This is a genomic window from Candidatus Protochlamydia amoebophila UWE25 (assembly GCF_000011565.2).
Classification (GTDB): domain Bacteria; phylum Chlamydiota; class Chlamydiia; order Chlamydiales; family Parachlamydiaceae; genus Protochlamydia; species Protochlamydia amoebophila.
The window spans coordinates 1,850,554-1,876,778 of record NC_005861.2; the positions used below are offsets into that span (position 1 = coordinate 1,850,554).

Annotated in this window: 21 protein-coding genes; 14 read left to right on the forward strand and 7 right to left on the reverse strand. The window is 32.9% G+C overall.

The features are described from left to right. The first annotated feature begins 192 nt into the window (after positions 1–192). On the forward strand, positions 193–717 hold the full coding sequence (locus PC_RS07315; protein WP_044045189.1) for a SycD/LcrH family type III secretion system chaperone: 525 nt from the start codon (positions 193–195) through the stop codon (positions 715–717). Further along, a complete protein-coding gene (locus PC_RS07320; protein ID WP_011176072.1) occupies positions 707–2,200 on the forward strand; it encodes a hypothetical protein in 1,494 nt (497 codons plus the stop codon). The genes PC_RS07315 and PC_RS07320 overlap by 11 nt, the downstream gene beginning before the upstream one ends. Before the next feature lie 79 nt (positions 2,201–2,279). Here the strand turns inward: PC_RS07320 and PC_RS07325 are convergent, their stop codons facing one another. Next, entirely contained in the window at positions 2,280–3,125 is an 846-nt protein-coding gene (locus PC_RS07325; RefSeq protein WP_011176073.1) for an AMP nucleosidase, read from the reverse strand. A 23-nt stretch (positions 3,126–3,148) separates the two neighbouring features. Beyond that, positions 3,149–3,391, reverse strand: coding sequence for a hypothetical protein (locus PC_RS07330; protein ID WP_011176074.1), 243 nt, complete (start codon positions 3,389–3,391; stop codon positions 3,149–3,151). A gap of 543 nt (positions 3,392–3,934) precedes the next feature. Here PC_RS07330 and efp point away from each other — a divergent pair. Together efp and epmA are read left to right on the forward strand one after the other, a co-directional pair. Beyond that, a complete protein-coding gene (gene efp / locus PC_RS07335; protein ID WP_011176075.1) occupies positions 3,935–4,507 on the forward strand; it encodes an elongation factor P in 573 nt (190 codons plus the stop codon). A 3-nt stretch (positions 4,508–4,510) separates the two neighbouring features. After that, positions 4,511–5,455 (forward strand): EF-P lysine aminoacylase EpmA, encoded by a 945-nt coding sequence (gene epmA / locus PC_RS07340; RefSeq protein WP_269474214.1) that lies wholly within the window; start codon positions 4,511–4,513, stop codon positions 5,453–5,455. A 56-nt stretch (positions 5,456–5,511) separates the two neighbouring features. On the opposite strand, the gene PC_RS07345 is transcribed toward epmA, so the two are convergent. After that, on the reverse strand, positions 5,512–6,069 hold the full coding sequence (locus PC_RS07345) for a DUF2231 domain-containing protein (RefSeq protein ID WP_044045190.1): 558 nt from the start codon (positions 6,067–6,069) through the stop codon (positions 5,512–5,514). A 215-nt stretch (positions 6,070–6,284) separates the two neighbouring features. Continuing rightward, complete coding sequence (nqrF, locus tag PC_RS07350; protein ID WP_011176079.1) at positions 6,285–7,682, reverse strand: NADH:ubiquinone reductase (Na(+)-transporting) subunit F; 1,398 nt, start codon at positions 7,680–7,682, stop codon at positions 6,285–6,287. Between the two features lie 241 nt (positions 7,683–7,923). On the opposite strand from nqrF, the gene PC_RS07355 reads away from it, so the two are divergent. From PC_RS07355 to PC_RS07385, 7 genes are all read left to right on the forward strand, one after another. Next, positions 7,924–8,313, forward strand: a complete 390-nt coding sequence (locus PC_RS07355; RefSeq protein WP_011176080.1) for a Rid family detoxifying hydrolase — start codon at positions 7,924–7,926, stop codon at positions 8,311–8,313. Positions 8,314–8,340: 27 nt separating this feature from the next. Next, positions 8,341–10,188, forward strand: coding sequence for a molecular chaperone HtpG (gene htpG, locus PC_RS07360; protein WP_011176081.1), 1,848 nt, complete (start codon positions 8,341–8,343; stop codon positions 10,186–10,188). Positions 10,189–10,366: 178 nt separating this feature from the next. Beyond that, on the forward strand, positions 10,367–11,563 hold the full coding sequence (locus tag PC_RS07365; protein ID WP_181679094.1) for a purple acid phosphatase family protein: 1,197 nt from the start codon (positions 10,367–10,369) through the stop codon (positions 11,561–11,563). Between the two features lie 143 nt (positions 11,564–11,706). After that, positions 11,707–12,516 (forward strand): hypothetical protein, encoded by an 810-nt coding sequence (locus PC_RS07370; RefSeq protein WP_011176083.1) that lies wholly within the window; start codon positions 11,707–11,709, stop codon positions 12,514–12,516. 1,204 nt (positions 12,517–13,720) lie between these two features. Then, the gene (locus tag PC_RS07375; RefSeq protein ID WP_011176086.1) at positions 13,721–16,291 is read left to right on the forward strand and encodes a hypothetical protein; all 2,571 of its coding nucleotides are present in this window, start codon (positions 13,721–13,723) and stop codon (positions 16,289–16,291) included. Positions 16,292–16,299: 8 nt separating this feature from the next. Further along, on the forward strand, positions 16,300–16,830 hold the full coding sequence (locus PC_RS07380; RefSeq protein ID WP_011176087.1) for a hypothetical protein: 531 nt from the start codon (positions 16,300–16,302) through the stop codon (positions 16,828–16,830). A 302-nt stretch (positions 16,831–17,132) separates the two neighbouring features. Then, complete coding sequence (locus tag PC_RS07385) at positions 17,133–19,373, forward strand: hypothetical protein (RefSeq protein WP_044045191.1); 2,241 nt, start codon at positions 17,133–17,135, stop codon at positions 19,371–19,373. Positions 19,374–19,497: 124 nt separating this feature from the next. Here PC_RS07385 and yajC read toward each other — a convergent pair whose 3' ends face one another. The 3 genes from yajC to hctA form a co-directional block, all read right to left on the reverse strand. Next, on the reverse strand, positions 19,498–19,896 hold the full coding sequence (yajC, locus tag PC_RS07390; protein ID WP_011176089.1) for a preprotein translocase subunit YajC: 399 nt from the start codon (positions 19,894–19,896) through the stop codon (positions 19,498–19,500). Positions 19,897–20,042: 146 nt separating this feature from the next. Next, the gene (gene rlmD, locus PC_RS07395) at positions 20,043–21,470 is read right to left on the reverse strand and encodes a 23S rRNA (uracil(1939)-C(5))-methyltransferase RlmD (protein ID WP_044045192.1); all 1,428 of its coding nucleotides are present in this window, start codon (positions 21,468–21,470) and stop codon (positions 20,043–20,045) included. 84 nt (positions 21,471–21,554) lie between these two features. Further along, complete coding sequence (gene hctA / locus PC_RS07400) at positions 21,555–21,950, reverse strand: histone H1-like protein HctA (protein WP_011176091.1); 396 nt, start codon at positions 21,948–21,950, stop codon at positions 21,555–21,557. Positions 21,951–22,442: 492 nt separating this feature from the next. On the opposite strand from hctA, the gene PC_RS07405 reads away from it, so the two are divergent. Genes PC_RS07405 through PC_RS07415 form a run of 3 tightly spaced genes read left to right on the forward strand, consistent with a single transcriptional unit; the run spans position 22,443 to position 26,225 of the window. Further along, positions 22,443–25,133, forward strand: coding sequence for a tetratricopeptide repeat protein (locus tag PC_RS07405; protein WP_011176092.1), 2,691 nt, complete (start codon positions 22,443–22,445; stop codon positions 25,131–25,133). After that, entirely contained in the window at positions 25,123–25,785 is a 663-nt protein-coding gene (locus tag PC_RS07410; RefSeq protein ID WP_039360327.1) for a MotA/TolQ/ExbB proton channel family protein, read from the forward strand. Before PC_RS07405 ends, PC_RS07410 begins: the two co-directional genes overlap by 11 nt. Continuing rightward, complete coding sequence (locus tag PC_RS07415) at positions 25,785–26,225, forward strand: ExbD/TolR family protein (protein ID WP_011176094.1); 441 nt, start codon at positions 25,785–25,787, stop codon at positions 26,223–26,225. Before PC_RS07410 ends, PC_RS07415 begins: the two co-directional genes overlap by 1 nt.

A 26,225-nucleotide genomic window follows, 5' to 3' on the forward strand; every position in this document is an offset into this window, starting at 1 on the left:
TTTTTACAAATGCTTTTTTTATTTCTTTCTTCGTCTGCTATTTATCTAACTGCCTTTACTTATTTAAAGCAATGCGTTTTCAAGCTCTTTATTGTGCTAATATTTTTTTTAAAATATAATTAATATAAAGAAGTATAACTTTTTTTTCCTTTGCAATTTGCTTGAATGAAACTAAAAATGGAAATACTTTTTATGAAAACTCATCGGCATGTCGATTTAGAAAAATTGGAGGAAATTAAGCGTATTTGCTTTTTACATCTTCTGGAAGATGGATTATTATCAAAAAGTTCTTTTGATTTAGATCCAGAAAAAATGACAAAGCTTTACTCTAGAGCCTATCAATTATATACGGCTGGTAAATTTCAAAACGCTCAAGCAATATTTAGTTTGTTAGCTCTTGTAGAATATAATGAATTTAATTTTATTTACGGTTGGGCAAGCTGCTGTTTGATGTTGAAAGAATATGAAAAAGCAGCTGAAGGTTACATTCGATGTGGAATGCTTGATCTTAAAAACCCTCTTCCTTACTTTTATGCAGCAGACTGTTATTTGAATAAACAGGAACGAGTTTCAGCATGTATTGCACTGCAGATTGTGATTAGACGAGCGCAATTAAATTCTCAATACTCTGAAATTCAAAAACGAGCGGAGATGACATTAGAAACATTAATGCCTAGTCAACAAAAAACAAAACAGCCGAGGCATCATGACTATTAATTCTAACTCTCTCTGGGCTGAACAACCAGAGCCTTTATCTATAGCTCTTTCACCTCCATTTTCTTCTATAAATTTACAAAAAGCTTCTCTTGTTGATAAAGCGAATTCTTTCGAAAAAACGAATGAAGATTTTATTTCTTCCATCACCCCTTCGGATTTGCCAACTTTAATAGAGCCTAATAGCTTAACGCTTCAAACAACTTCCCTGCAAAAATTGCTCGAAAAAAAGGTTCAAGGAGCAACTGAAATTGTGGAAGAAGCTTTAAAGCTTTTAAATCCTAATTTGACTGAGAAAACGAACAATACGCTTTCAAAAGAAGTCATCGAGATGAAAGATTCTTTGCAAACTTTCTTAAAATTGATGGATACTGCCCTAACCCATTTTCATCCCATACGAAGTAAAATGGATTTTCTAGAAACCTATGATAGCCGGGCATTAGTCAACGCAATACTAAGATTATCAGAAATACGCGTACGCTTTTCGCGAGAAAATAATTCTTTTCAATCTCTTTTTAAAACACTACCTGCCGCACAAATTAAGATTTTAGCCCCTCTTATAAAGTTTACTTTCGAAGAAATTTGTCAACCCCTTTTAAAATTAAACGAAGAAAAAAAAGTTTTAGGTCACGATGGAAAGATAAACGAAGATCACATGGACACATTTAAACTATTTTGGAAATCATTTTTAAATAAGGAAATTAGTTTCGAGCAAAAAGAAATTCACCCTTTAATTGCTCAAAATCTAAGTTTTCTTCCTCTTCCGCAACTCGCTAATAAAATGCTTTCTGAATGGTTATTAGAATCATCATTACTAAAACCTAATTCTAAAGAAAAAGAAACTCTGGTTACTAATTCTCCCGTCGAATTCAATATCTTACCTTTTGATATTCAGCAAACTCTCGATTTACTGCTTATCAAAATTATCATTCATCAAGCTCTAGGTTTTGTGATGATTCACCAAATCAATCCATTATTTGACCCCTTTGATTTTGGGCTTCAGGTTATTCATCAATGGTTGAAGGAACGGATAGCCGAACTACTGACTAACGATATCGACGGTTATACATCTTTAGGTACAGCGTTAGAAAAAAATCTTATTAAAAAAAGCTTAATTGTTTTTGCATTGATTATTTCGATTGGTTATGCAGAGCAAAGCCATTCCTCAAGAATCAAAATAGCTCAAACCCTAAAAAAAATAGCTTCTCATTCTACTTTACACGAGCCTTTTTTTTATGCTAATGCTGCTCTCATTTTAATCCAGGGATGTGAAAAAGAGGGAAATCAATTAAGGATTCAACAATTTATTCGCTACCTTGCGAAAGAAACAGAAATTAACGGCGAAGACATGGAAAAATGGAGAGTACTTCAATATTTATTAATTGAGATGTTGAAAAAAATTTTAACAATTTCAAACCATCCCATCTCTTCGGATGTCGATCCTCTTCATGAAGAAAACTATTTTTCTATGATCATTCAAGGGTAAACTAGGGAAGAATAAATCCGTTTAAAAAAAATAAGTTGTCGTTTTTTTTAAACGGATCCTTCGTTTTAAAAAGAGAATTTTAATCCAAAATAGTACTTTCAAATCGCTTTCGATTTCCTCTAAAAATCCCTTTAGCTTCATTTTTTAAGGCAACGTCTAAAGCACGCATAATTTGAACGCCTTTTTCGACATGTTCTCCAGTATAAGTCTTAAAAACATTTTCAGAGCTTTTTTTGGTTTTAATCCCATCCTTATTCAATGGGAGATCTGAAATCAATAATAAAGCCCCCAAGGGAAGCTTATGGCTATAACCTCCCATAAACAATGTAGCACACTCCATTTCAATAGCTTGAGGACGCGTAGCTTTTAAACGTCTGCGAAATTCTTGATCAAACTCCCAAAAACGTTTATTAGTTGTATGAGTAATTCCCACATGATAAGCCGTCTGTGTTTCATCTAGGACATTTGTCACAATTTTCTGAACGAGAAAATTAGCCAAAGAAGGAACTTCCGCCGGAAAATAAAAATCTGAAGTACCTTCCCCACGGATTCCTGCAATAGGAACAAAATATTCACCTATCACATAATGCCTTCTTAATCCGCCACACATTCCAAGTAGTAAAGCGGCTCGAATGGGCAAAAAAGCACAAAGATCCACAACCAATGCAGCTGCAGGTGAGCCTATCTTAAAATCTAAAATGGAGACTTTTTCAGTAGGAGAATGAGCTACTTTAAATGTCGACCCTTCAATGACAGGTACTTCTCGACTATCGGCAAAATATTGCACATACTTAGAAAAATTTGTCAGTAATACGTATGGTTGAAAATCTTCAACTGGAGATCCAGAATAACGCTCCAAGGTATCTCGGGCAATTTTTTCTTGCAATAATCGCTCTTCTTCTATTTCGAGGAAATTGTGATTCATAATCATTCCTTTAATCTAATAATCTAATCGTAAGGGCCAAGTAAAGGTCCAAATGTTGGCTTTTTTTGTAACAGTGACATGATGGTAACAACAGTCACGGCAGATCTTTTTTGAAACAAATGCATTCGACGTTCATATTTATTGCGATTTTCTATAATATAACCCCATTTTGGACAAAGATAATAACGGAGAACGAGATCCCGAGGATGGTTTCTCTGTTGTCTTGGATCATTGATGATTTTTTTATTTCCAAAAAAGTTGATCATTAATGTCCCAAATAATCCTTTCTTTGTGGATTTTTTCTAATGATGATTTGTTCTCCTCTCCATCAAGATCAGGCATTTTACAATCAATGATTCCATGATTGGGCTCAACTTATTTGTTTGTTAAAGGTTTATCATTTAGATAATCTTTATATTTCTTAAACTATATATTCAAACCTCTTGATGAATTTAAGCTTAATACTAGTTTGATCTAACTTAGCAACTTCAGGAAAAATTCAGAAGTTCTTTTGATGATTCAACGATTTTGTTTCATTTAATGCATAAAATGGCGTTTTCAAAGAAAGCAAATTTCTGGACTTTCCATCACTTTTTAACGTATAGTGAATGATCTAAAAAATTCAAAATTTGAGTTATTAGTTTTTTAGTAAAAAGTTTTATCATTTATCAATGACATTAAAGCTTTCATTTAATTACCTAAAAACAACTTTTATATTTATCAAACGCGAATTTAGAATAAGTAATGGATTTTTTTACTTATTTCTAATCCCGTTATCAAAATAAGATTTTAGCAAAGGAATGTGATCTATGGCACAAATGAGCACAAGCGAAATCAGGGGTGGAGTAAAGGTAGAGGTCGAAGCACAACCCTACACTATCATCAGTAATGAATTTGTCAAACCAGGTAAAGGGCAAGCCTTTAACCGCATTAAAATGAAACATTTATTAACAGGACGTGTCATCGAGCGTACATTCAAGTCCGGAGAAAAGTTAAATCTTGCTGATGTTGCCGAAGAAGAAATGCGAATGCTTTACAAAGAAAGTGATGGGGTCATCTTTATGGATGAGAAAAGCTTCGAACAAATTAAGATTTCTTTAGAAAGCATTGGAGAGACTGTACAATGGTTATTAGACGATCATGTCTATGAAGTGATTTTTTACAATGGAAATGCCGTTAACGTTGAACCTCCTACATTTATGGAAATGGTTATTACAGATACTTCTCCTGGCGTTAGAGGAGATACGGCATCAGGTAGAGTTTTAAAACCAGCTATATTGGAAAGCGGTGCAAAAGTTCAAGTTCCTATTTTTGTAGAGCAAGGTGAAAAAATTAAAGTAGACACTCGTACTGGAGAATATGTTTCGCGAGTTTCGAGCTAATCAGTGCAACTGTCTAAAATTTCAAGATTACATGATCGAGCTACCATGCTCGGTCAATCCCGTCAATTTTTTGCAGCCCGCCAAATTTTGGAAGTTGATTGCCCCTGTCTCAGTTTAAGAGCATCTATCGATGCCCATATTGACTTAATTCCCGCACTTTATCATCAACAAGAAACCTGCTATCTCCATTCTTCTCCCGAATATGGAATGAAACGTCTTTTGGCTGAGGGCATGGGTGATTGTTATCAGCTTTCTCACGTTTTTCGCGATGGAGAATTAAGTTCTAAGCATAATCCTGAATTCATGATGGCTGAATGGTATCGTTTAGGATTTGATTTAGAACAAATGATTGAAGAAACAGTTGCTTTTATTCGTTTGTTCTTAGGTAACCTCTCCTATCAAACCATTAGTTATCGAGATCTTTTTCTTAAATATACAGGGATTGATTACTGTTTAGCAACGAATCAAGAATTATTTGCTTATATTCAAGCCCATCAAATTCCATTTTATACTTCCATTCTTGAAGAAGGACGGGATGCCCTCCTTAATCTTATTTTAGGAGCTCAAATTGAGTCGCAATTAGGACAACAAGAATTGTGTGTGTTAGCTTATTATCCAGCCACACAAGCTGCTCTTGCTTGTAAACGCAAGCATGGCGCAGAAGAGGTTGCAGAAAGATTTGAGATTTATTACAAAGGAGTTGAATTAGCAAATGGTTACCACGAACTTACAGATGCCAAAGAACAAGAACAAAGATTTTTAGCCAGCAACAAACAAAGAATCGATCTTGGCAAAAAATCACTCCCTTTAGACTTTTTATTTTTAGAAGCTTTAGAAAAACTTCCTGATTGTTGTGGCGTTGCTGTTGGATTTGATCGCTTGATGATGTTGCGACACCAATCGACAACTATAGCAGACGTCATTGCTTGGGGATGGGTGGAAGCATAAAATCCAAAACTAATGGCAACAATAAAGAGCTTTCATTAAATTTATTTTGAAAAGAATTAAAGATTCCATCCCAATGTAAGAGTATTGCCTAATAACCCCGTAAGATTGACAACTAAGAAAGAGAAAAATAAGCAAATATAGTAAGAGCACAATCCCTTGGAAGAATCGCGGCTATATTGATTGCGCAAGTGGCATGCCCATAGAGCCAGAATGACAGTGACTACGCCAAAATAGCGATGCCAAACAAATACATCATTTAGTGTATCGGGGTAAAATTGGCCTAATGACAGCGCAAATCCCAACAAAGCAGTAATGGGCACTAAAACTGCCGTAGAAATGATCATAAAAACAGCTGCATTCTCAAAAAAAGAAGTTCTATACCAAGCAAATAAAATTTCTGCAAAAACAGCCATAGTAAGCAATGCGATGGGAAAATGAACAAAAATGTGGTGGAAATGGCCAATTTTGACCACCCAATCAGTCCAATTTTTTTCTGGGTTATAGTCTATACCTTGCATTTGAGCGATAAATGCCTTAGGATGATGTTCTTCATAAGCTTGAAGAAAGGCCTGTGATAAAAGTAATAGACCAATTAAAATCCATCGATTCTTCATTATTACTCCGCTTCCGTACAATTACAAAAAATCTTCTCACAAAAATGCTTTTTTGTGCAGCTAATTGCAGAACAGGCTTATTTTTATTAAATTTTATTTATTTACCCCCCAATTCAAGCGGAAAACTGAAAATACCTTGCAGATCAATCCGGAAAACTCCAGAAAGTCCGCCAAGCAGCCTAGACTAAAAAGTTAAAGTTGCCTTAATAAGTGTTTCAACTCCCAAAATCATCTAAAATAATATTTTCTCGCGGAACTCCATACTCATCTAATAATTTAAGCACACTTTTATTGTGCATTGGAGGGCCGCAAACATAAAATAAAGATTCTTCTGGATAATCCATCTTTTTAAGCTGTCCTTCTTCAAAAGCTTTAAAAAGAAAGTTTGTTTTGATAGGATCCTTGGCTGGCCAGCCTTTTTCTAAATCTTCTGGGAGTGGTTCTGATAAAACTAATCGATAAGCAAAATTAGCATACTCTTTTTCTAATTTTTCATATTCATTTTGATAAATATTTTCTTTTAAAGATCTTGCTCCATACCACATGGTTAGTTTTCTTGAGGTTTTTACAGTATTGAATAAATGAAGAATGTGGCTTCTCCCAAAAGAAGAACCAGCACCTCCAATTAAGAAAACCAATTCTCGCTCATCATGAATCATGAACGATTCTCCATAAGGACCAGACAAACGAATTTTATCTCCAGGTTTTAAACCAAACGCATAAGATGAACAAATGCCCCAAGGAACATCATTTTGCATTTTTCCATTTACAAAAGGTGGTGTTGCAATACGAATATTAAAAATTAACTTCCGTCCCTCCGCAGGATAAGACGCCATCGAGTAAGCTCTTATGACTTCATTGGGTTTTTGAGGTAAATGGGAAAAGTCAATTTCTTTACCAAATAAGCCAAATTTTTCCCAATCGGCATAATATTTGGGGTTCATCGTTGTTTTCCAATTTTCTGTATTTGTTTTGAAAGAAGGAACATGAAATTGTAAATATCCTCCCGATTGATAAGGAACTTCTTCTCCTTCGGGAATTTCAACAATTAACTCTTTAATAAAAGTAGCAACATTATCATTACTTAAAACTGTTGCTACCCATTCTTTAACTCCTAAGGCATGCTCATCAACTTGAACTTGTAAATCCCTTTTTAATTTGGATTGACAGGAGAGGCGCCAACCATCATTCAGTTGTTTTTTTGAAAATGTATCCATATCAGTTTGTAAAGGAACACTAGCTCCTTCAAGGATTTGAACTCGACACTGTTTGCAAGTTGCTTTTCCCCCACATGGGCAAGGAATGGGAATACCATGAGAGGTCAAAGCATGAAGAAGCGTTCCTCCTCCCGGAGTATGAATAGTTAAAGCATCATCTTGATTGATTTTAATTGTACACGTTTCAGAGTTAACAAACTTGGCCTTTGTAAAAAGTATTAAAGCTGTTAAACCGACACCTATCAACACAAAAGCAGCAATTGCATATAAACTTAAAACAGGATCAAATCCTCCAGAATCAGCAACAACAATCGGCAATATTTTTTCGGGAATAGTGAGCTGAAATAAACATCGGAAAGCGAAAACAGTATCTAGAAAAAAAAAGTAATTTATCATGCAATCCTACAGATCAACAAAATGTTAAATGATTTATTTCTACCCTCAGTCATTATATTATACAAGGTATAATCTGCTAGTATTTTCCCAGCAATAAAAATGGTAAGCTCATTTATTGATACCCTTAAGTTTTATTTTTTCTTTGAGAGTTTGACCTTTTAAAACAAGTCTATTATTGGCAAAAACTTCCTAAGTGCATAAAATGCCAAACTTGATATTTTTTATGAATGAGGAGTTTTTTATGGTTAATTTAAAAAAAATTGAGACAATGCAGGCTCCAAAAGCTATTGGTCCTTATTCCCAAGCTGTGTTAGCAGATAAACATTTGTATGTTTCTGGACAGCTAGGCATTGATCCAACGACAGGGAAATTAGAATTAAATGATATTTCCCTCCAAATCAATCGGGTTTTAGATAACCTTGAAGCAATTCTTAAAGAAGCTGGATGTACATTTCAAAATATCGTTCGTTGCGATGTTTTTCTCAAAGATTTAAATGATTTTGCAATCGTTAACGAAGCTTATAGTAAACGATTTTCTCATTCTATTCCCCCAGCAAGACAAACTGTTCAAGTGGCAAAACTTCCTCTAGACGCATTAGTAGAAATCTCTTGCATTGCTATAATTTCTTAATATTAATGAATTTTTAAAGGTATTCAAATGGAAAAAGGTTCTCTTCAAATACACAGTGAAAATATTTTACCAATCATCAAAAAATGGCTATATTCTGATAAAGACATTTTTATGAGAGAATTGGTTTCTAACTCCTGCGATGCGATTCAAAAAGTTAAAATATTACGCGATCAAGGAGACGTAGAAGTTAAAGATGAAGATTTTCGTATTGATATTCAAATAGATAAAGAAACTCGTATCCTAAAATTTATCGATAATGGAATTGGAATGGATGCGGAAGAAGTAAAAAAATATATTGCGCAAATAGCTTTTTCGGGTGCTGAGGAATTTTTAAATAAATATCAATCAAATCAAGAAAGCGAACAAATTATCGGTCATTTTGGTTTAGGTTTTTATTCTGCTTACATGGTCGCTGATAAGGTAGAAATCAACACACTTTCTTATAAAAATGAGGCTGAACCTGTTCTATGGATTTGTGACGGATCATCTGATTATGAAATGGATCGTGGGACTAAAAGTAGCAGAGGAACAGAAATTACTCTCTTTATTAGTAAAGATAGCGATGAATATTTAGATAAAGAACACTTAAAAAAAATCTTAATACACTATTGTTCGTTTCTCCCTTATCCCATTTATTTAGATGGTCAGCGAATCAATGAGTTTGAACCCTTATGGATTAAATCTGCTTCTGATTGTACAAAAGAAGATTATTTAAATTTTTATCACCAATTATTTCCTCTAGAAGAAGATCCTCTTTTTTGGGTTCATCTTAACGTCGATTATCCATTTCGTTTAAAAGGAATTCTTTATTTTCCTAAAATCAAACGTGATTTTGATATGAATAAAAGTCATGTTAGCCTTTACTGCAATCGAGTTTTCGTTTCAGATAACTGCAAAGATTTAATTCCCAACTACTTAAGTGTTTTAAAAGGAATTATTGATAGTCCAGACATTCCATTGAATGTCTCCAGAAGCTATTTACAAATGGATCGCACTGTTCGACAACTTGCAAGTCATATTTCTAAAAAGGTTTCGGATAGCTTGTCTACCCTTTATAAAACTGACAGGGAAAGGTTTATTCAAGCTTGGCAGGATAGTTCTGTTATCGTCAAATTAGGAATTTTAGAAGATGATAAATTTTATGAAAGAGCTAAAGAGTTTTTAATTTGGAAAAATACTGATCAAGAATGGTTGACTATCCCTGATTATCTAGAAAGAAATAAAGAGAAAACGAAAGATAAAGTTTTTTATGCTACTGATGAGAAAATTGGCGCTCACATGATGGATATTTATAAACAACAAGGTATTGAAATACTATCAGCGAATAGTCCTTTAGATCCTTACCTAATCAATTTTCTAGAAAATAAATTAGCCCCTATCACATTCCAGCGTATTGATGCTGAAGTACATGAAAATCTAGTGGATAAAAGCCGAGAAAAAACAGTTCTTGATGCTGAAGGGAGAACTGAAGCAACCAAGCTTGCTGAATTTGTGCAAACTAAACTGAATGATGATAATGTTGAAGTCCAAGCGAAAAGTTTGGCCTCTGATTCACTTCCAGGTTTTATTGTTATTGATGAGAAACAACGGAGAATGCGTGAGTACATGATGCGCTTAGATCCAGAAGAACGTAATATCCAAATGTCTTTGTTTAATAAAAAAACTTTTGTGATTAACACAAACAACTCTCTTTTTGAATCGATTCAAAAGCTAGACCAACAAAATCCAAATTTGGCAAAAGATTTGACCCAAGAAGTTTATGAGCTTGCCCTTCTTTCACAAAGAGAAATGGAACCTCATTCTTTACATGAATTTGTTAACCGAAGTAATCGTGTCTTAGAAGCTTTAACAAAAGAAGCTCTTAAAAACACATAAATCTCTTCGCTTGAACTCAAAGAGGCAATATGCTACATATGGCCTCTTTTTACTTCTTCAAAGCGTTAAAATTATGTCAACCACGTATACGTCCAACTCTAATGTTGAATTCAAATACAAGCCATCCAGGTTTTCTTATTTTATTTCCCTTTTAAGTATTTTTTGTATTTTTTTAAATTTGTCTTTATATGGTGATGATCTTGCCTCAGAAACTGTTTACTTAACTTGGCAAAAAGATCCAACAACAACAATGACAATTCAATGGATTTCTTCTAAGAAAGAAAAAGAAGTGCAATTATTTTACCGACAAAGTACAGAAGCCAATTGGATACAAGTAAAAGGAATCATTTTTAATTTTCCTCATTCTCCTTCGTATTTCATTAACAGGGTAGAACTCACTAATTTAGAACCCGACACTGAGTATATTTTCAAAATTGAAACAAATAGTCAAACTCAGCTATTTCGTACACTTCCTTGCTCTTTACAAAGACCTCTTCGATTTGTCGTAGGTGGAGATATGTATCATGATGGGATTGATTTGATGATTGACATATGCAAACAAGCAGCCAAAACAAATCCTTCTTTTGCGCTTGTAGGAGGCGACATAGCTTATGGCGTTGGAGCATCATACATCCCTCTCCAAAAAATCGAGCGTTGGATAGAATGGTTGAAAGCTTGGCATCAATCCATGATTACTCCTGAAGGAAGATTAATTCCCATTATTGCAGCAATAGGTAATCATGACCTAATAGGACATTATCAACAAACCCCAGCACAAGCCAAAATCTTCAGTTCTCTTTTCCCAATGGCTGAAACTAGCATTTATAATGTCTTTGATTTTAATTCTTATTTAAGTATCTGGTTGTTAGATTCAGGGCATGCCAACCCTGTATCAGGTCAACAAACCACTTGGCTAAATCGAACTTTAAGGGAAAGGCAGCATACACAACATCGTTTTGCGATTTATCATGTACCCGCTTACCCTTCCATTCGTAATTTCAATAATAAACGAAGTTCTATTATCCGGAAATTTTGGGTACCTGCTTTTGAACAAGGAAATCTTCACGCAGCTTTTGAACACCATGATCACGCCTATAAAAGAACTTACCCTCTCTTACAAAATAAAATTCATCCCAAAGGAATACTTTATTTAGGAGACGGTGCTTGGGGAATTAAAAAAGCGCGACAGCTTAAACATACGCAACCCTCATATTTAGCTAAATTTATCTCTATACGTCATGTAATTATTGTAACTCTTCAATCAGATAAACAATATTTTATGTGTATTAATGAGTACGGCCAAATGATTGATGAATATCAACAAAATTTAGAGAACTCCAACCCAAATACCATACCAAATCTCAATTATCCTTAAAAAAGCTAACAATCTAATACATTTTGTAATTTACTGATGATCAAAACATACAATTATTAAAATGTTGTTTTTGAAATTTAAAATTTGATATAAAACTTATAAATAAAATTATAATTATATATAATACATTCTAGGAGATAGGCGTGGAAAGTTTGATATATTTGTTAACTGTGCTACTATTTTGTTTTGCTCCTGTTATTAATCTTTTAGGAGAACAAACCCAAACAAATAAAGTTGGTACATTAATTGTTAATTATCAAACAAATGAAAAAGGTCATCGCCTAGATCGTGTCCGTTTTTGGTTAATTAATGAGAACAACGAAAAAACGCTATACCCAAAAAAAGATGACTTTCTTGCGAATACCCATACCTCTTCTGAGCGTACAGTTGTTATCAGCCATTTACCAATTGGTCAGTATCGAATTGAGTTTGTGCTTCCCAATGCTGATGATTTTTTTGAAGAAATTCCGGTTCGAAAAATTATTTTGACAAGTGAAGCTGTTCTCAAGGTGGATCAAGAAATTCATATTCGTCATAAAACAGCTCATGACGTCGCCATGTCTGATTTTAAAGTGCCAAATAGTACCTTATCTATAAACAATCTCAAGGTTTTTTCTCCTTCTTTTTCTTATTCCCTTTTACCTCGTTATATTTTTTCTTCTGAAAGTATTCCTCTGAAAATGGCTAGATTTAGTTTAACAGTTAATCGATCCGTTAGTTGGAAACTCTTATTAAACGGACAAATCATTCATTCTTCTATTGGATCTATCACTAATTTACCGATTCCTCCCGGAAAACATTATTATGTGATAGCAGAAGAGCTTGCTGGTTATACCACCAAAACAATTCCATCCTCATCCTTTGATATTGCCCCTGATGAAAAAGTTTTAATTAAAATATTTTATCAGAAAGACTCTGGATATGTGAACTCAAAACACACAACTGCCAAATGAGGAAAAATCATTTAACATTAACTTTTACTCTTATTAATGATTTCAATTAACTTTTTTAAAAGTTAATTTAGATAAACAAAATGAAAGTATTATTTGACAAAGCAGCGCCTGGGAACAGATGAGCATCAAGTTTCTTATCAATTACCCAAATAGCTTACTACAACCTATCCAAACAAAATTCCATCCTTGAAAAACAATAGTTCACATCAATTAAACCCATATATTTTTGTTGAAAAGTCAGTTAAATATTTCAATAGAACTTTCTCAAGCTCTCTTCATTCCTTATCGCGAGAATGGTTAGGAGTTAAGCCAAGGTTGAGAAAACCATTATGTATTTTCTCATTATTTTGGAAAATTGAAGTCGCAATCAAACCAATTTCTTTACAAATGATTTTTTTACCTATGAAATTTCCAAATAGAAATACAAAAAACCAGTGGCAATAGAAATTTTTCCTCTAAACTTAATAAAAAAGACCTACAGTTAAGATTTTGGACAAAATTGGATTGATCGTGCTTAGGCAAATCACAAAAATATCTCTAATTCTTTAAATAATAAAAGTGTATTGATCATGCCTGAGGGTTTTTACGATAGTTTTCATGCTTTTCCTCTAGCTCTTGATAATCACAAACCATACCTATCTATACTTAGCACAAAAAATCTAAGAGGCTGCTTTGATTTTAGTAGAAATGTATAGAGGAGGGAATGGGTATCAATTTTGGAATAAGTCTAAAAAACCCACACACTAGATTTTGAAAAGAAAATGTTATGATAATTTAGCACAAGGAGTCAGAATTTCCGAAAAACTCCCTTTATTACCGGAATATGCCGATATTTATACGGACATCATTCAGTTCAGAGCAGCAAAAACATCTTCCTCAAATTCAAAAAACATATACCACAGAGATTTTATAACTAAGGGCGCGAATATTAAATGGATGAGTTCTCACATTTTTTCTAAATTTTTATACTTTTAAATATTTTTATTTACTTTTGACTCTTACTTAATTTTCTTCATATAAAATCAAAAAAATGTCTAAAAATCTCTTGGTTGGCCCAAAAATTTCAATTTAATTCCTTTATAATTAAAAAATATTAAACAAATTAAATAATTTTTAATTATTCAATGTAATTAATTATAAATTAATAATCAAATTATATAATTCGATTATACATTTATTATTATCATTATTTTAGGAGGAATTTATGGCTTCACCTGCTGGAGGTCCAATCCATTCAAGTAATCTTATTCCTTCGTATTTTTTTGAAACAAAAAAACAAACAACTTATAAATTAATTGATAATAATCCCCTTTTTCCAGTCAATCAAACTTTATTACCTCCACTAAAACTTTCAAATTCCGAACGATTGAATTTATTATTGGAGGAAGAATTAGATGCTTTAATTGTTCAAAAAGAAGAACAAATTACGCAAACTCTAGAAAAAATAGATGAAGTAATTCACGGTAGTCGTTTTTATAAAATGGTTTTGGATTTCACTAAATGGGCACATGAATATGCTGATACCGGCAATGACACTGTGCAAAGTGGAATAGAATATCTCCAAAATTTGCTTCCAGAAAAATTAATCAAAGAAGGATCGATCCTTGGAAATCATTTAGAGTCTTTAGATGAGATAGCTGACCATGCCGGGAAATTTTTAAATGCTCTTGATTTGGGAGTAAGTGGTTTAGTGTTAATGCATAAAATAAAGATTTTAGAAATTTCAAAAAAAGTTTTTTTAAGTTTAAAAAACGAATATGACACAAAAAAAGAAATGCTTCATGATAAGAAAATTTCCAAAGGCGAACAAAGAGAAATTAAAAAAATTTTAGCTACATTGGGAAAAATTATTAGTGAATTAGAAATTAAGCTTAAAATTCAAGAAAAGCAAATCAACTTACAAAAAACTAAGTATCAATTAAAAGTCGGTAAAAAATTCTTTTCATTCGTCAAAATTCCTTTAAAATATCTTCCCATTGATCAAACTGCTAAGGCCTTTCAATTTCTTTTAACAGGTGTCACTGTTGCAAAAACAGCTTTATCACTTGTTCTTTCTGGATTCATTTTACATAGAGCTGTAACCAATCATTGTGTTTATACAGGGTGGACAGAAACGTTTAAGCAATGGAAAAAACGTCAACAACCAACTAGTCATATAGCTACCCAAATAGAGCCCCCCCTTCAAGTTCAATTTCCTGAAATTTTAAGTGAAATTTCTGAAAAAAACTTTCAGAAATTTCAAGAAGAGCTAGATAAGCTCATTTATCACCCAACGATGGTTTTTGAAGAAATTAAACAAGAGCTTAAAAATTTTGGTATTGAATTAATGGAAGATATCAATACAACGAGTGAATTAATTGATCATTGGGAACTTCACGCTGAATTTAAACAAGATTTGATTTTTAAATACACGGACTTTGCAATAGTTTTAGGTCAGCTCGATTATCTTATTCAAACAAGTAAAAACTTGCTGATTAAAAGAGAAGCTGTTAGCAGAAAAAAAGTCTTACAATTAACCCCTCATTTTGAAGAACTCAAACCTAAAATTGTTGAATTGAAAAAGAGGCAGTACGAACAACTTGCTGGGCAATTTAGAGTTTTATATGGAGAAAAATTTTCTAAAAAAAACTTATCTCCTATTCTTTTTGAAAACCTACCGGAAAAAGAAGTTGAACGTATTTTAAAAGAACAAGAAGTTATTTTTAATGAACAGAAAATCATCAAGCTACAAAGCATTGCGAACCAGCTTCAACTCGGTTTTACAATTTCTCGTTTTAAGGACAAAGCTCACATAATCAATGCTTTTGAACGTGTAATCGTTTCAGATAAACAATTTGATCGATTTATGAAAAATTATACTTCAGCAGACCTGTTATATTTTTATGTGGACCATCAAGAAACTTTAGAACATATAACGAAAAATAGCCTTAAAGAAATGATTTCAAAAAAACATGAAATCGAGCGAAATTTTACAAAATTTAAATTAGTAGAATCAGGGACACTTTTTACCATAGCTTCGATTTTTGCCATTATTTCTACTACCTTCGCTATTATAGGATTATTAACCATACCTGTCGCTGGCGCTGGTTTTATCTTAATAGGCTTATCTATCGCATCGACAATTTTTTCGTTGGGGTTTTTATGTGCTAGCTATTATCAAAAATCTAAATACAAATCTGCTTCTACGGCTGTAGAAACATATTTGACAGATGTGAAATTAATGTTCAATCGTGTCCGAGCAAGAATTGAAGAATATTGCTCTCTACGCAAAAATAAAAAATTACAAGATATAGCTTTTATTCTAAAAAACTTACATAAAAAAGACGTTTCAACTGAGGAATATCAAAAAGCATTTAAAAAATATGAAGAAGCTAAGACGCAATATGCACTGAGTCAATCTAAAGTCCAAGAGTGGAATCGAAAAATAAAAGCAATACAAACTCGTATTAATAATGCACGTTTGCAAGACTTTGCAAAATCTGCGTCTTTAAAAATTGCGGAGAGTCCACAAAATTTTGATACTTGGAAGGCTTTAAACGAATCATTATTAGCTATGGATTTAAGCTTATTGAGCGAAGAAACCAAATTACTTCTTCAAACACAATTAGGGTTAGACATTGAAGTTTTACAAGCTCAAGCGATGAAAAATCCAGAATCTTTAAAAAAAGCTTTGCAAAAATTCTTCACATTAGAAGATTCTGAAATAGTTGAATTTATTCAATATCAACAAGCTCGTATCCAAGCAAATCTAATTCCTTCTATGAATCCTAATTAAGTGAAATTATGGTTTTACAACGCATTTCTTCTCTTTTAAAAGAAACTTTTTTTGATTGTTCCTATGTTGCAGCCTCTGAAATAGAGCCATTTGATTATTTGATTGCCATTGCAGAAACGAATTCTAAAGAAAAAAGGAAAATGATTAAAATCATGGCTTTTGAACAGCAATTAGATCCCTCAATGCTCAAAAAGTTCGATAAGGATCGATGTTTCAGAATCCAGTTTTTGCATCAATTACCATTTGAAGTCAATCCACTTGCAGTAAATCAAATAGCAAGTTTGTTACTATTTCTCAATCAAAACTTAGATTGGCCTGGATTTGAATTAGATGAGTTAAATAATAGATTAACATATCGTTACAATTGGTTAATCAAAGAATCGGCTATTGACACAGCTCAACTAACCATTATCACAGGAAATCTACTTTTAAGCCTCGACATGTTTAATGATGCCATCAAGCAAATTGCCGACGGACAGCTGACTTTTAATGAATTATTAAGAGGAATTGCTGAATTCGGACATCGAACAAAGAATTAAAAAAATTTATAGGAATTTATCTTCAAGTTTTCGCCCATTTATCTTTTTTATTTTAAATTCGAATTTTGAAGCTGCATTAAAAAGTAAACTTTCAGTTCCTTTTTTTAAACCTATCTATCTTAATTTTTAACGCTTAATTTTCAAAGAAAAATTATAATGATCTTTTTATCCCAACTCGGATAAATCTTCTACTTTTTTACTTTTATAAATTAATTTTTATCTTGGACATATTTTGTTTTTTATGTTAGATTTCAAATTAGGATTTTTTTAACCAATCTTAACTCTCTACTTAAGAGATATTTATGCAAGTTTCTGAAGCATTAAAACAAGTGCTCGCAACATCGGAAATGCCACTTAATAACGCTTCTAATGAATCAAGTTTTAATCTTCCAATTATTTTCTCTCAATTCTTAGAAGAAGGTTCTTTGATCTTTAATCCTAAAAGATTTACTTTTTTTAACGAAAGAAAACATCTTTTGGAAAAAATGGGTATGGAGTTTTTGAAAGATAAACAGTCGGTTAATGCTGAAGATCTTATTTACTTAGATTTTATCAAAGATTTTTGCCAGTGGCATCAAGAATTTCAAAGCGTTCTTTTAAAGCACAATCAAAATATTGATAAATTTTTTTTTAATAGTGTTAAACATGTCGACACTATCCGAGAAAATGTTCAAGCTTTCATTAATCATGAATATGTTAAAGGCTATATTGCTCCCAGCTTTCCTTCTGAATTAATTAATAAAATTTGTGACTTTTTAGGATGGTTAGCTACCTCTATTAAATCAGGGAAACCTGTAAAAGCTTCTCTATCGAATGTCAATGAATGGTCATTTCAGCAAGAAGCTAAAAAGCGGTTAGATCAACTTTGTGCAAAATATTCTCATATTAAATTAGAAAAGAAATTAGAAAGAAGAATTAACAAGTGTTACATAAATATAGCTAAACAACAACAAATAGCGCTAAGCAATCGCCGGCAGAATTTAATAAAAGCCGGTTTCCATGAAATTCTCCCTCGCGCTTTACCTAAAATTTTCTTTATTTGTGCTAACTGGAGTTCTCATAATTTAAAGAAATGCGTCAAAAATGCTTATGATTTTAAGAGTTCTATAAAAAATTTACTAGATTTTAAAGGGATAAGTGCAGTGAAAGAAGATTGGATTGCAGACTTAGCTGCTCCAATGATTCAGGTTAATGTAGCGGCAGAAGTAAATAATCAAGAGCAACTAAAAATAGACGTTGATCAATTCTTAAGTTCTTTATCTAATTGCCAAACAATTGATAATATTCAAGAAATTTTAAAGAAATATTCTATTCGGATCGAACTTCCTGTCGATATGGAAGAATGGAAAGAAAACTTAGCAAATGATCGTTTTGTACAATTTTTATCGAATCGCTACCAAATTTATAAAGGTCAAAAGTTAGCAATCAACTCGGAAACAATTCTTTCTCATCTATCCAAAGAAAAAGAAGCTTACGAAAAACATTTGATGATTGCTAGCATTAATTTACAGCCTTTATTCGACGACCTTACAGCATTGTCTTTCGAAACAGGTACATCCAAATTAAAAGAACATCATTTGAATTTAAACTTTGAAGGAGCTCCTAATAATGAGCAACAGTGGAATGCCCAACTACAGGCAGGAACACTTCAAAAGATTTTATGTAAACAATGGGTAGACTATCAGCAAACAGTTGCAAAGTTAACAGAGCAAGGAAGTCGAGTTGCTTTACTTACAAAAATTCAAATAGAAGCAACCTTATTGAACGTATATATATGTGAACAAATATTACGTATCTTTCTACTTATTTTACGATTTGCTATTTTCATGCCTTCGACCTTTTGGGATTTAAATAAATCTTTTTTACATTATTTGGTGAAAGATCTTCCTATTCCAGGCATAGGTTTAGTTTCTATCTTCTCTTCGGGAGGAGGATGCTCAACTGATAACTTATTTTTAGCTGGAATAAGCCACCTCTGTAGATCTGGCTATAAACCTAACGAATATAGTTTGGAAGGATACCAAACATATTTACAATTGAAAAAAGCTGAAGTAGTTGCTCAGCTGTATTATTTTCATTATCTTGTTCGAAGGTTTCAATTGTTTATTCGTGTCAAAATGCTTGAAAAATTCATCTTGAAACCTCAAAATGCATCAGAACAAGAATTAAGGCTTCAAAAGCTTATTGGCCAGCTTGAAAGCTATCAACAAGAAAATCTAACTTATCAAAATCAGCTTAAAGACAAATTAGATAGATTCAAGATAAAAGATATTAATGCCTCTTTTCATTCAAAGTCATTAATACAAGATAAAAAGGGAAATGATTACACGCCCCTACAACATTTAACAGATGCATTGTCAAATTTAGATTTGTCTTGTTTAAACGAAAATTCTCGGGATTTTTATGAAAAAAACTTGGGTATTGTGTTAAACGAGAAAACTCAGACAAGTATTAAGGAAGAATTTCGAAAAATTTTTACTCAAAATGACTTTAATTTTTTTAAAGAATTTGAACATAGACAAGAAGTGTTTGTGAGAGTTTAATTTTTAACAGATATTTTAAAAACACTTGCATCTTCAATTATTTTTTTATTCAAACTTTTATATTGAAATTAATCACTACTACTGAATTTGTCATTTAATAGCAGTGATTAATCATGTTTATTCTCTACTGATCTTCAGATAGTAATTCTACTTTTTTATCATTTTCATCTGCTTCAGGTAAAATATCTGTGATAGCTGCCTTATAAAATTCTAATTTGGCTCCATCATACATTTTAACAATGACAGTCTGCTCTCCCAATCGAACCACAGTTCCAATAATCCCCATTGCAACAACCCGATCTCCCTTTTTTAAGGCACTTCGCTGATCTTCTAAAGCTTTACGTCTTTTTTGTTCTGGTCTCCATAAAATGACATAAAAAAATAAAAAAGCAATTCCGATCATTACGAGAGTCTGCCAAAAACTTTGGTCTGGAGGAGGCAGGACATCTTCTCCTTCACCAAATAGATAACCATTTGACAGGAATAGCAATGTTGTTAAAAAAGCATATAATTTAAATTTCATTTGTTTTCCTTTGTTCTAATTCGTTAAAAAAATACTTTTGACTGAGTTTATACCAAATTATAGAAATAAACTTATACTAATATTAAGAATTAATTTTTGAAATAACCTAATAATAGAAGAAATTTAAAAATCAATTTTACAAAAATTTATGGGAGTGTTAACAAAGTGATATTTTCCACATGAACAGTTTGGGGGAATTGGTCAACAGGTTGGACAATTTGCAATTGATATCCCCCATCTATGAGAGGGCCCAAATTCATCACTTGAGTTTTGGGATTACAGGAAATGTAAACTAGTTTAGGGGCTTTAAGGTCTAAAATATGTTTAATCGCTTTCGCATCTAAACCGATCCGAGGAGGATCTACCATTACAACATCTGGTTTTAGAGAGTTTTCCTGCGAAAGTGCTTCAAGAACTTGTCCCACATCTCCCGATTTGATGGTAACATTCGAAAGACCATTTTCTTTCACATTTTCTCTTGCATCTAACACAGATTCTCGACTTAACTCTATTCCAATAACCTCTTTGACATATTTAGCCGAGCAAATTCCCAGCGTCCCTGTTCCGCAATATAAATCGTAAACAACATGAGAAGCAGATAAATCGGCTAGCTTTAAAGCTTGGCTATAAAGTTTTTCCGCTTGCTCAGTATTAGGTTGAAAAAATGCTGAAGGGCTAATTCGAAAATTCAATGTTTGAATAGCTTCATTGAAATCTGGTAAATAGAGTTTTTCTCGAATATGATCTGGACCATACAGGAGCATTTCATAAAAGTTGGTAGGTCTTCCCTTTGCAATTTGTTGTATTCGTAGAAAAACTGATAACTTTTGATCAGAATTAGAAAGTTCTATAGAATCCCGTAGAACCTGAACAAAACTTTGTAATTGGGATTTAGTTAAGGCATAATCAGGATTACCAGATACAGTAAGCATTACTAAGCGGTCCCCTGTCCTCAAGCCTTCTCGTAGCGTTAATGTTCTTAAAGATCCTCTATCTTTAATAGCATGGTAAGCTTGTACATCTGAATTATCCCACCATTTCTGTATAGCTCTAGCAGCCTGAGCAAACCACCCATTCGCTAATAAACATTCTTTCATTTGAAATACATGTCCGCGTGTTCCTTGCATAATCAATCCCAAATAGCGACGACCAGCTTTATCGCTTGAAAATGTCAATTCCATTTTATTCCGATAATGCCAAGGAGAACTTGGAATAATTGAATGCCATTTTACATTTTCATTCAAGTAGGGTTTAAAAAGATTCTGAATAGATTTTTCTTTTTGCTTTAACTGCAGCTCGTAAGGCAATTGTTGCCAGCAACACCCTCCACAAGAACCAAAATGCATGCATAACGCGTCAATACGATTATTTGAAGGCATGGTTACTTTTGACAAACGGCTTAAATATTTGTCTTTCGTTTTTTTATATAAAATAGCATTGACCTGATCCCCAGGAATCGTAAAAGGAACTTCCACTTGAATTTCTTTTTGATTTGATAGGAGGAGGGTAGAGCCCATTCCGTGTCCATCGGTTGAAAATTCTTTAATTTGGGCATCAATTGAACGTTGTTTCATTTAAATAACTAAGGGGGTAAAAAGAAGGATAAAGAAAAGGGGAGGTTTATAAAACCCCCCTGAAACTTTTTTTGCCAAGTTGGCTTATGCGCTAGTTTTTCTTGTAGGAATCTTAGCTGTTGCGCGCTTAACAGACATTTGTCTTGGTCTAAAGCTTGTTGATTTTGCTTTTGGCTTTGCTTTTACCGCTGCAGCTTTTTTCGCGGGTGCTGCTGCTGCTTTTTTCGCTGGAGCAGCGGCTTTTTTAGCTGGGGCTTTAGCAGCTTTAGGAGCTGTTTTTGCAGGCTTTTTCTGGCCTTTTGTTTTCTTTTCAGAAGCAATAGACTCTTTACGGAATAATTTAGCAATTTTTTCTAATTTAACTGTACCTGTGCGAACGCGTTGAGAAGCTGCCTTATTACCATTTTCAGACTTTTCCAGATCCGAAGTGATATTTGATAATAATTCTCTTAAATTTTTAAATGTGTCTTTTAATGACATGTTTTGAACTCCTCCTATTTAGAGTTATAATTTCACCATTAACTAAATATTAACTTTGGATATATTGTGCAACATTTTTCTCATAAATTTCAATTTTTTTTCATTTTTTTTAAAAAAACACCCCATTTAGAAGCTTTTGTCGTTCAATCCGCATTCTTTTAAAGTAGATCTGAACCTAGATTGAAATTTCATTTTCTTTTTCATATAAATGAAATCAAAAACGTTTTAAAGTTTGCTGTAGAGTATTTTTCACTATTTTCTTGATACTCAGGGGTCAATAAATATTAAATCTTTAATCAAATCAAATTTCGATTTAACTTCTAAATCACAGTCTTAATCCACACCGCCAGTTCATTCTAATTGCATTCAACGTTAATTAGCTTGTGATAATGGAGTCAAGACTCCCAAACTCATTCGATGATTTTAGAGACATGATGAAAAATTGTCGCCATTCTGCTATATTGTTTAGATAAATTGACTCTCAGAGGACTGATGAAAAAATGCCTGTTTTTCTTTTTTTATATTATTAGCTGCAGAACCTTTCTATCAGCAGAGTTGGCAGATTTAAATTCCTCGAAAAAATTTCTACATGCTGAAAGGTTAAAAGCTGAAGGACACTATGAAGATGCTCTGCACTATTATTTTTTCATGGATGAACATTTTGAAACGACACCTGAGCTTTGTCAATCAATGCATCTATCACAAGCTCACTGCCTCTTAGAATTACATCAACCTGAGCTCGCTATTGATTTATTGACTCAGGATTCCAACCCTCACTCCCCCTATCAAAACTATTTGATTGGCCTAGCCTATCGACAACAGAAAAATTATCAATTAGCTTTGAATATTTTAAATACAATAGATAGTAATCGAGACACTGCATTAGGTGATAAAATCAATTTTGAAAAAGGGATCAATTACTTTTATTTAGGAAAGTCAAAAGATTCCGCTTTTTTTTTAAAAAAAATTGAGTGGTCTCCCTTTGAGCCAACTATGTATTATTTATCAAAGCTTTATCTCATTAGAATGGCTTTATTAAATAAAGAAACTTCTTCCGCAAAGGCTTCCCTTTTACATTTGCACGATAAATTACCCGATACCCATCCTCTTCATTTTGAAAAAAATTATTTAGAAGGAATGATGTATTTTCAAGATGGCAAATACCAAGAAGCAATTACTTACTTACAAAAAGTCAATTTTACTTCAAACTCTTATCAAAAAAAAGTTCAAGCTCATTTAGTAAAATGCTTTTTTAAATTAGCCGAGAAAGCCACAGATCAGGCAGAAGTAGTCGATTTCCTGACACAAGCAGAAGCAATTTTAAAAAATACTTCTGATGAAATAAAAAATCTTCTTCTCTGCGATTTTTATTTGTTGAAAGCAGCTCGTTTAAGTGATCCAAATGCTTACCAGCAAGCTAAAGAGATTTTGAAAAATTTAGCTACCTTTAACACAGAAGAAGGTCAAAGGCAAGCAAAGCTCAAACTTGCAAATGCTGCTCCTTGTCGAGTCGAGCGAATTGAACAGTATAATAAGCTTATTCAAGATGCCCAATCTGATCTCATTTTGCAAGCCGATGCTTGGTATTTGAAAGGTTTAAACGAGCTAGAAGAAGGACAAATTCAATGCCTATCTATTTCCTCACTTCCTCTCTCTAATATTTATTTTGAAGAAGCGGCATTATCGTTCAAACATGCTCATCAACTTTATTTAAATATTCAACCGCAATCCGCAGGAGATGCCTTAAAAAATCAGATTTTAGCGAATTTTTATCAATCAGACGATTCTAAAAAAAAACAAGCTTTTAAACTCCTGACCGCGCTCACAAAAAATGGTTCTGATTCAGGTCAGTTATTAATCTTAGCAGGTTTAATTGTCACTTCCATAAAAAATCCTGATTCAGAAGACCTTTTGAATGCAAAAACTCTTTTAAAAACCTCTCCCAACTTTGATCAAAAAACCAATGAAAAAATTCTCAAGCTTCAAGGAATTTTATTGACCAAAGAAAATGATTGGAAAGCTGCTTACAATCATTTTTCTGACTTTTTTAAATATTACCCTCATTCCATTGAAATAGGTGAAATTCTTTTTTGGATGGCCGATTGTTGCAGCCATTTAAATAATGAACAAGTGAGGCAGGAACATTTAAGGACTCTTTATCTGAATTATCCTCAAAGCCCTTTTGCGGCCCCAGCATATTTTAATTTATTTTCTTACCGAGAATATATGCAAGGACAGCGACAATCGATTAAGCACTTAGAAGCAATGCCAGAATTATTTTCTGAAAGCCCTTACGTAATTAGTGCTTATTATTTAATTGGCCTTGACCATTTAAAAAACCACATGACTTACAATGGCAAGACTCATCGCCGAAAAGATGAGATTGCTGCGATTGCCGCTTTCCAAGCGGCAGAAAGTAAATTTGATGAGTTATTTGAAAAAAAGAAATTAACCCCTATCGACACAATTTACTACATTCATATCAAGTATCAGGCTATGCTGGAAAGAGCATCAGCAAATTTAGCAATTGCCGATCAATCCACATCAACCAAAAAAATGATTTATTTGGAATATACCGAAGATGTTTTTAAAGAACTAATTCAGGTCTTTCATGACCCAAATCCTCTTATCCAAACTACCCTACTTAAAGATCAATCCTATCCTAAAATCTTACAAGAAGCAGAGTTTGGACTCGCGCAAACATATACAAGACGAAATAAAATAGATGAAGCTTATCAATTATTCGATCAATTGACTCAAAAAGCTCAGCAGAATATTACAGAAAACAATTATTTACTTGCGAAGGCTTATTATGAAAAAGGAGTACTTTCTCAAAAAAAATACAATTACTCCCAAGCTTTAAATGATTTTCTACAAGCGGAAGAAGTCAATCATGCTTTCAACTTCTTAAGTCCCGATGAAAAATTGGATTTATGGATTCAACAAAGTCAGTGTTATAAAGAGCTGGGACAACTAGAAGAAGCTATGTTACTTCTCTCGAAAGTCATTAATGACGAAGCCATTTCAAGTTTACGGGTTAAAGCTATGTATTTAAGAGCAGATATTTATACTCAACAAGGCAGACCTGAGCTTGCCTTGAAGCAATTGGATGCTACCTCGAAAAAGGGGGGCGAATGGAGCAAAAAAGCAAAAGAAAAAATGGAAAAAGATTATGCCTATTGACTATTTATTGTTTGAACCCTGTTTAGCAAATCTATTTTTTTATGGCTCTAATTGGAACATTATTTTATTAATCATCATTGGCTGCTCAATTCTAAGCGTAACGATTTTTATTGAAAGATTGATGCAAATACAAAAATCAGAAATTGATACTAATCAATTTATTATCTCTATGAGAAAAACAATTAAAGAAGGAAATATTGTTGAAGCTATTCAAATTTGTGAAAAAACTGGCGGAACAATTGCTACTATTATCAAAGCAGGATTGATCAAACATAATCGTGATAAAGAGCAAATTGAATCAGCCATGGAAATTTCAGGGCTTGTAGAAATTGCCCGTCTTGAGAGAAACGCCAAAATTTTATCTATTATTGCTTACATTGCACCTTTAATTGGCCTGCTAGGAACTGTTTTAGGATTTATTCAAGCTTTTTCAGAAATGCGTTTAAGTGGACTTGTAGATATTTCTGCCACAAGGATTGGAGAGGCTATGGAATATGCTCTAGTTACAACCGCGGCTGGACTGGTAGTGGCAATCCCTTCTGTAATAGCTTATAATTATTTGGTGAGTAGGGTTGAAGGATTTGTTTTAGAAATTCAAACAGCCTCTGCAGAAATTGTTGATCTCCTTTTAGATCGTGAAGAGGAGTTTTAATGAAATTTAAAACTCGCTTAAAGTCCTCGAATGCATTAATTGATTTAACACCCCTTGTTGATGTCATTTTCTTGATGCTTATATTTTTTATCGTGACCTCAGATATTCTTCCTCTGAAATCATTGAATATTGAAAATCCTCAATTAAAAAAAGACTCTACTCCCCTAACAACTCAGCTTCTTTTAGTGATGGATGCCCAACAAGTCATCTATTTAGGATCCAAAAAAAGCATTGTCGATTTTTCTTCCTTGCAGAGCGATTTAGAAAATGAAATACAAAATTTAAAAAAACAAAATGGAGGTATTTGGCCCACCGTTGTTTTAAGCGTAGACCGACGCATTGAGTATGGATTATTTTTAAAGCTCTTTGCAATTGCACAAGAATGCTGCCCACATTTAAGGCTTGTTTATCAACCTTTAGAACATTTGGAAGAATTTTGA

Coding starts and splice junctions, on each gene's coding strand:
- PC_RS07355 (WP_011176080.1), top strand. CDS start 7,924: ATGGTTAATTTAAAAAAAATTGAGACAATGCAGGCTCCAAAAGCTATT.
- rlmD (WP_044045192.1), bottom strand. CDS start 21,470: ATGAAACAACGTTCAATTGATGCCCAAATTAAAGAATTTTCAACCGAT.
- efp (WP_011176075.1), top strand. CDS start 3,935: ATGGCACAAATGAGCACAAGCGAAATCAGGGGTGGAGTAAAGGTAGAG.
- PC_RS07375 (WP_011176086.1), top strand. CDS start 13,721: ATGGCTTCACCTGCTGGAGGTCCAATCCATTCAAGTAATCTTATTCCT.
- PC_RS07385 (WP_044045191.1), top strand. CDS start 17,133: ATGCAAGTTTCTGAAGCATTAAAACAAGTGCTCGCAACATCGGAAATG.
- htpG (WP_011176081.1), top strand. CDS start 8,341: ATGGAAAAAGGTTCTCTTCAAATACACAGTGAAAATATTTTACCAATC.
- PC_RS07380 (WP_011176087.1), top strand. CDS start 16,300: ATGGTTTTACAACGCATTTCTTCTCTTTTAAAAGAAACTTTTTTTGAT.
- PC_RS07405 (WP_011176092.1), top strand. CDS start 22,443: ATGAAAAAATGCCTGTTTTTCTTTTTTTATATTATTAGCTGCAGAACC.
- PC_RS07345 (WP_044045190.1), bottom strand. CDS start 6,069: ATGAAGAATCGATGGATTTTAATTGGTCTATTACTTTTATCACAGGCC.
- PC_RS07415 (WP_011176094.1), top strand. CDS start 25,785: ATGAAATTTAAAACTCGCTTAAAGTCCTCGAATGCATTAATTGATTTA.
- PC_RS07330 (WP_011176074.1), bottom strand. CDS start 3,391: ATGATCAACTTTTTTGGAAATAAAAAAATCATCAATGATCCAAGACAA.
- PC_RS07410 (WP_039360327.1), top strand. CDS start 25,123: ATGCCTATTGACTATTTATTGTTTGAACCCTGTTTAGCAAATCTATTT.
- yajC (WP_011176089.1), bottom strand. CDS start 19,896: ATGAAATTTAAATTATATGCTTTTTTAACAACATTGCTATTCCTGTCA.
- PC_RS07325 (WP_011176073.1), bottom strand. CDS start 3,125: ATGAATCACAATTTCCTCGAAATAGAAGAAGAGCGATTATTGCAAGAA.
- hctA (WP_011176091.1), bottom strand. CDS start 21,950: ATGTCATTAAAAGACACATTTAAAAATTTAAGAGAATTATTATCAAAT.
- PC_RS07320 (WP_011176072.1), top strand. CDS start 707: ATGACTATTAATTCTAACTCTCTCTGGGCTGAACAACCAGAGCCTTTA.
- PC_RS07315 (WP_044045189.1), top strand. CDS start 193: ATGAAAACTCATCGGCATGTCGATTTAGAAAAATTGGAGGAAATTAAG.
- nqrF (WP_011176079.1), bottom strand. CDS start 7,682: ATGATAAATTACTTTTTTTTTCTAGATACTGTTTTCGCTTTCCGATGT.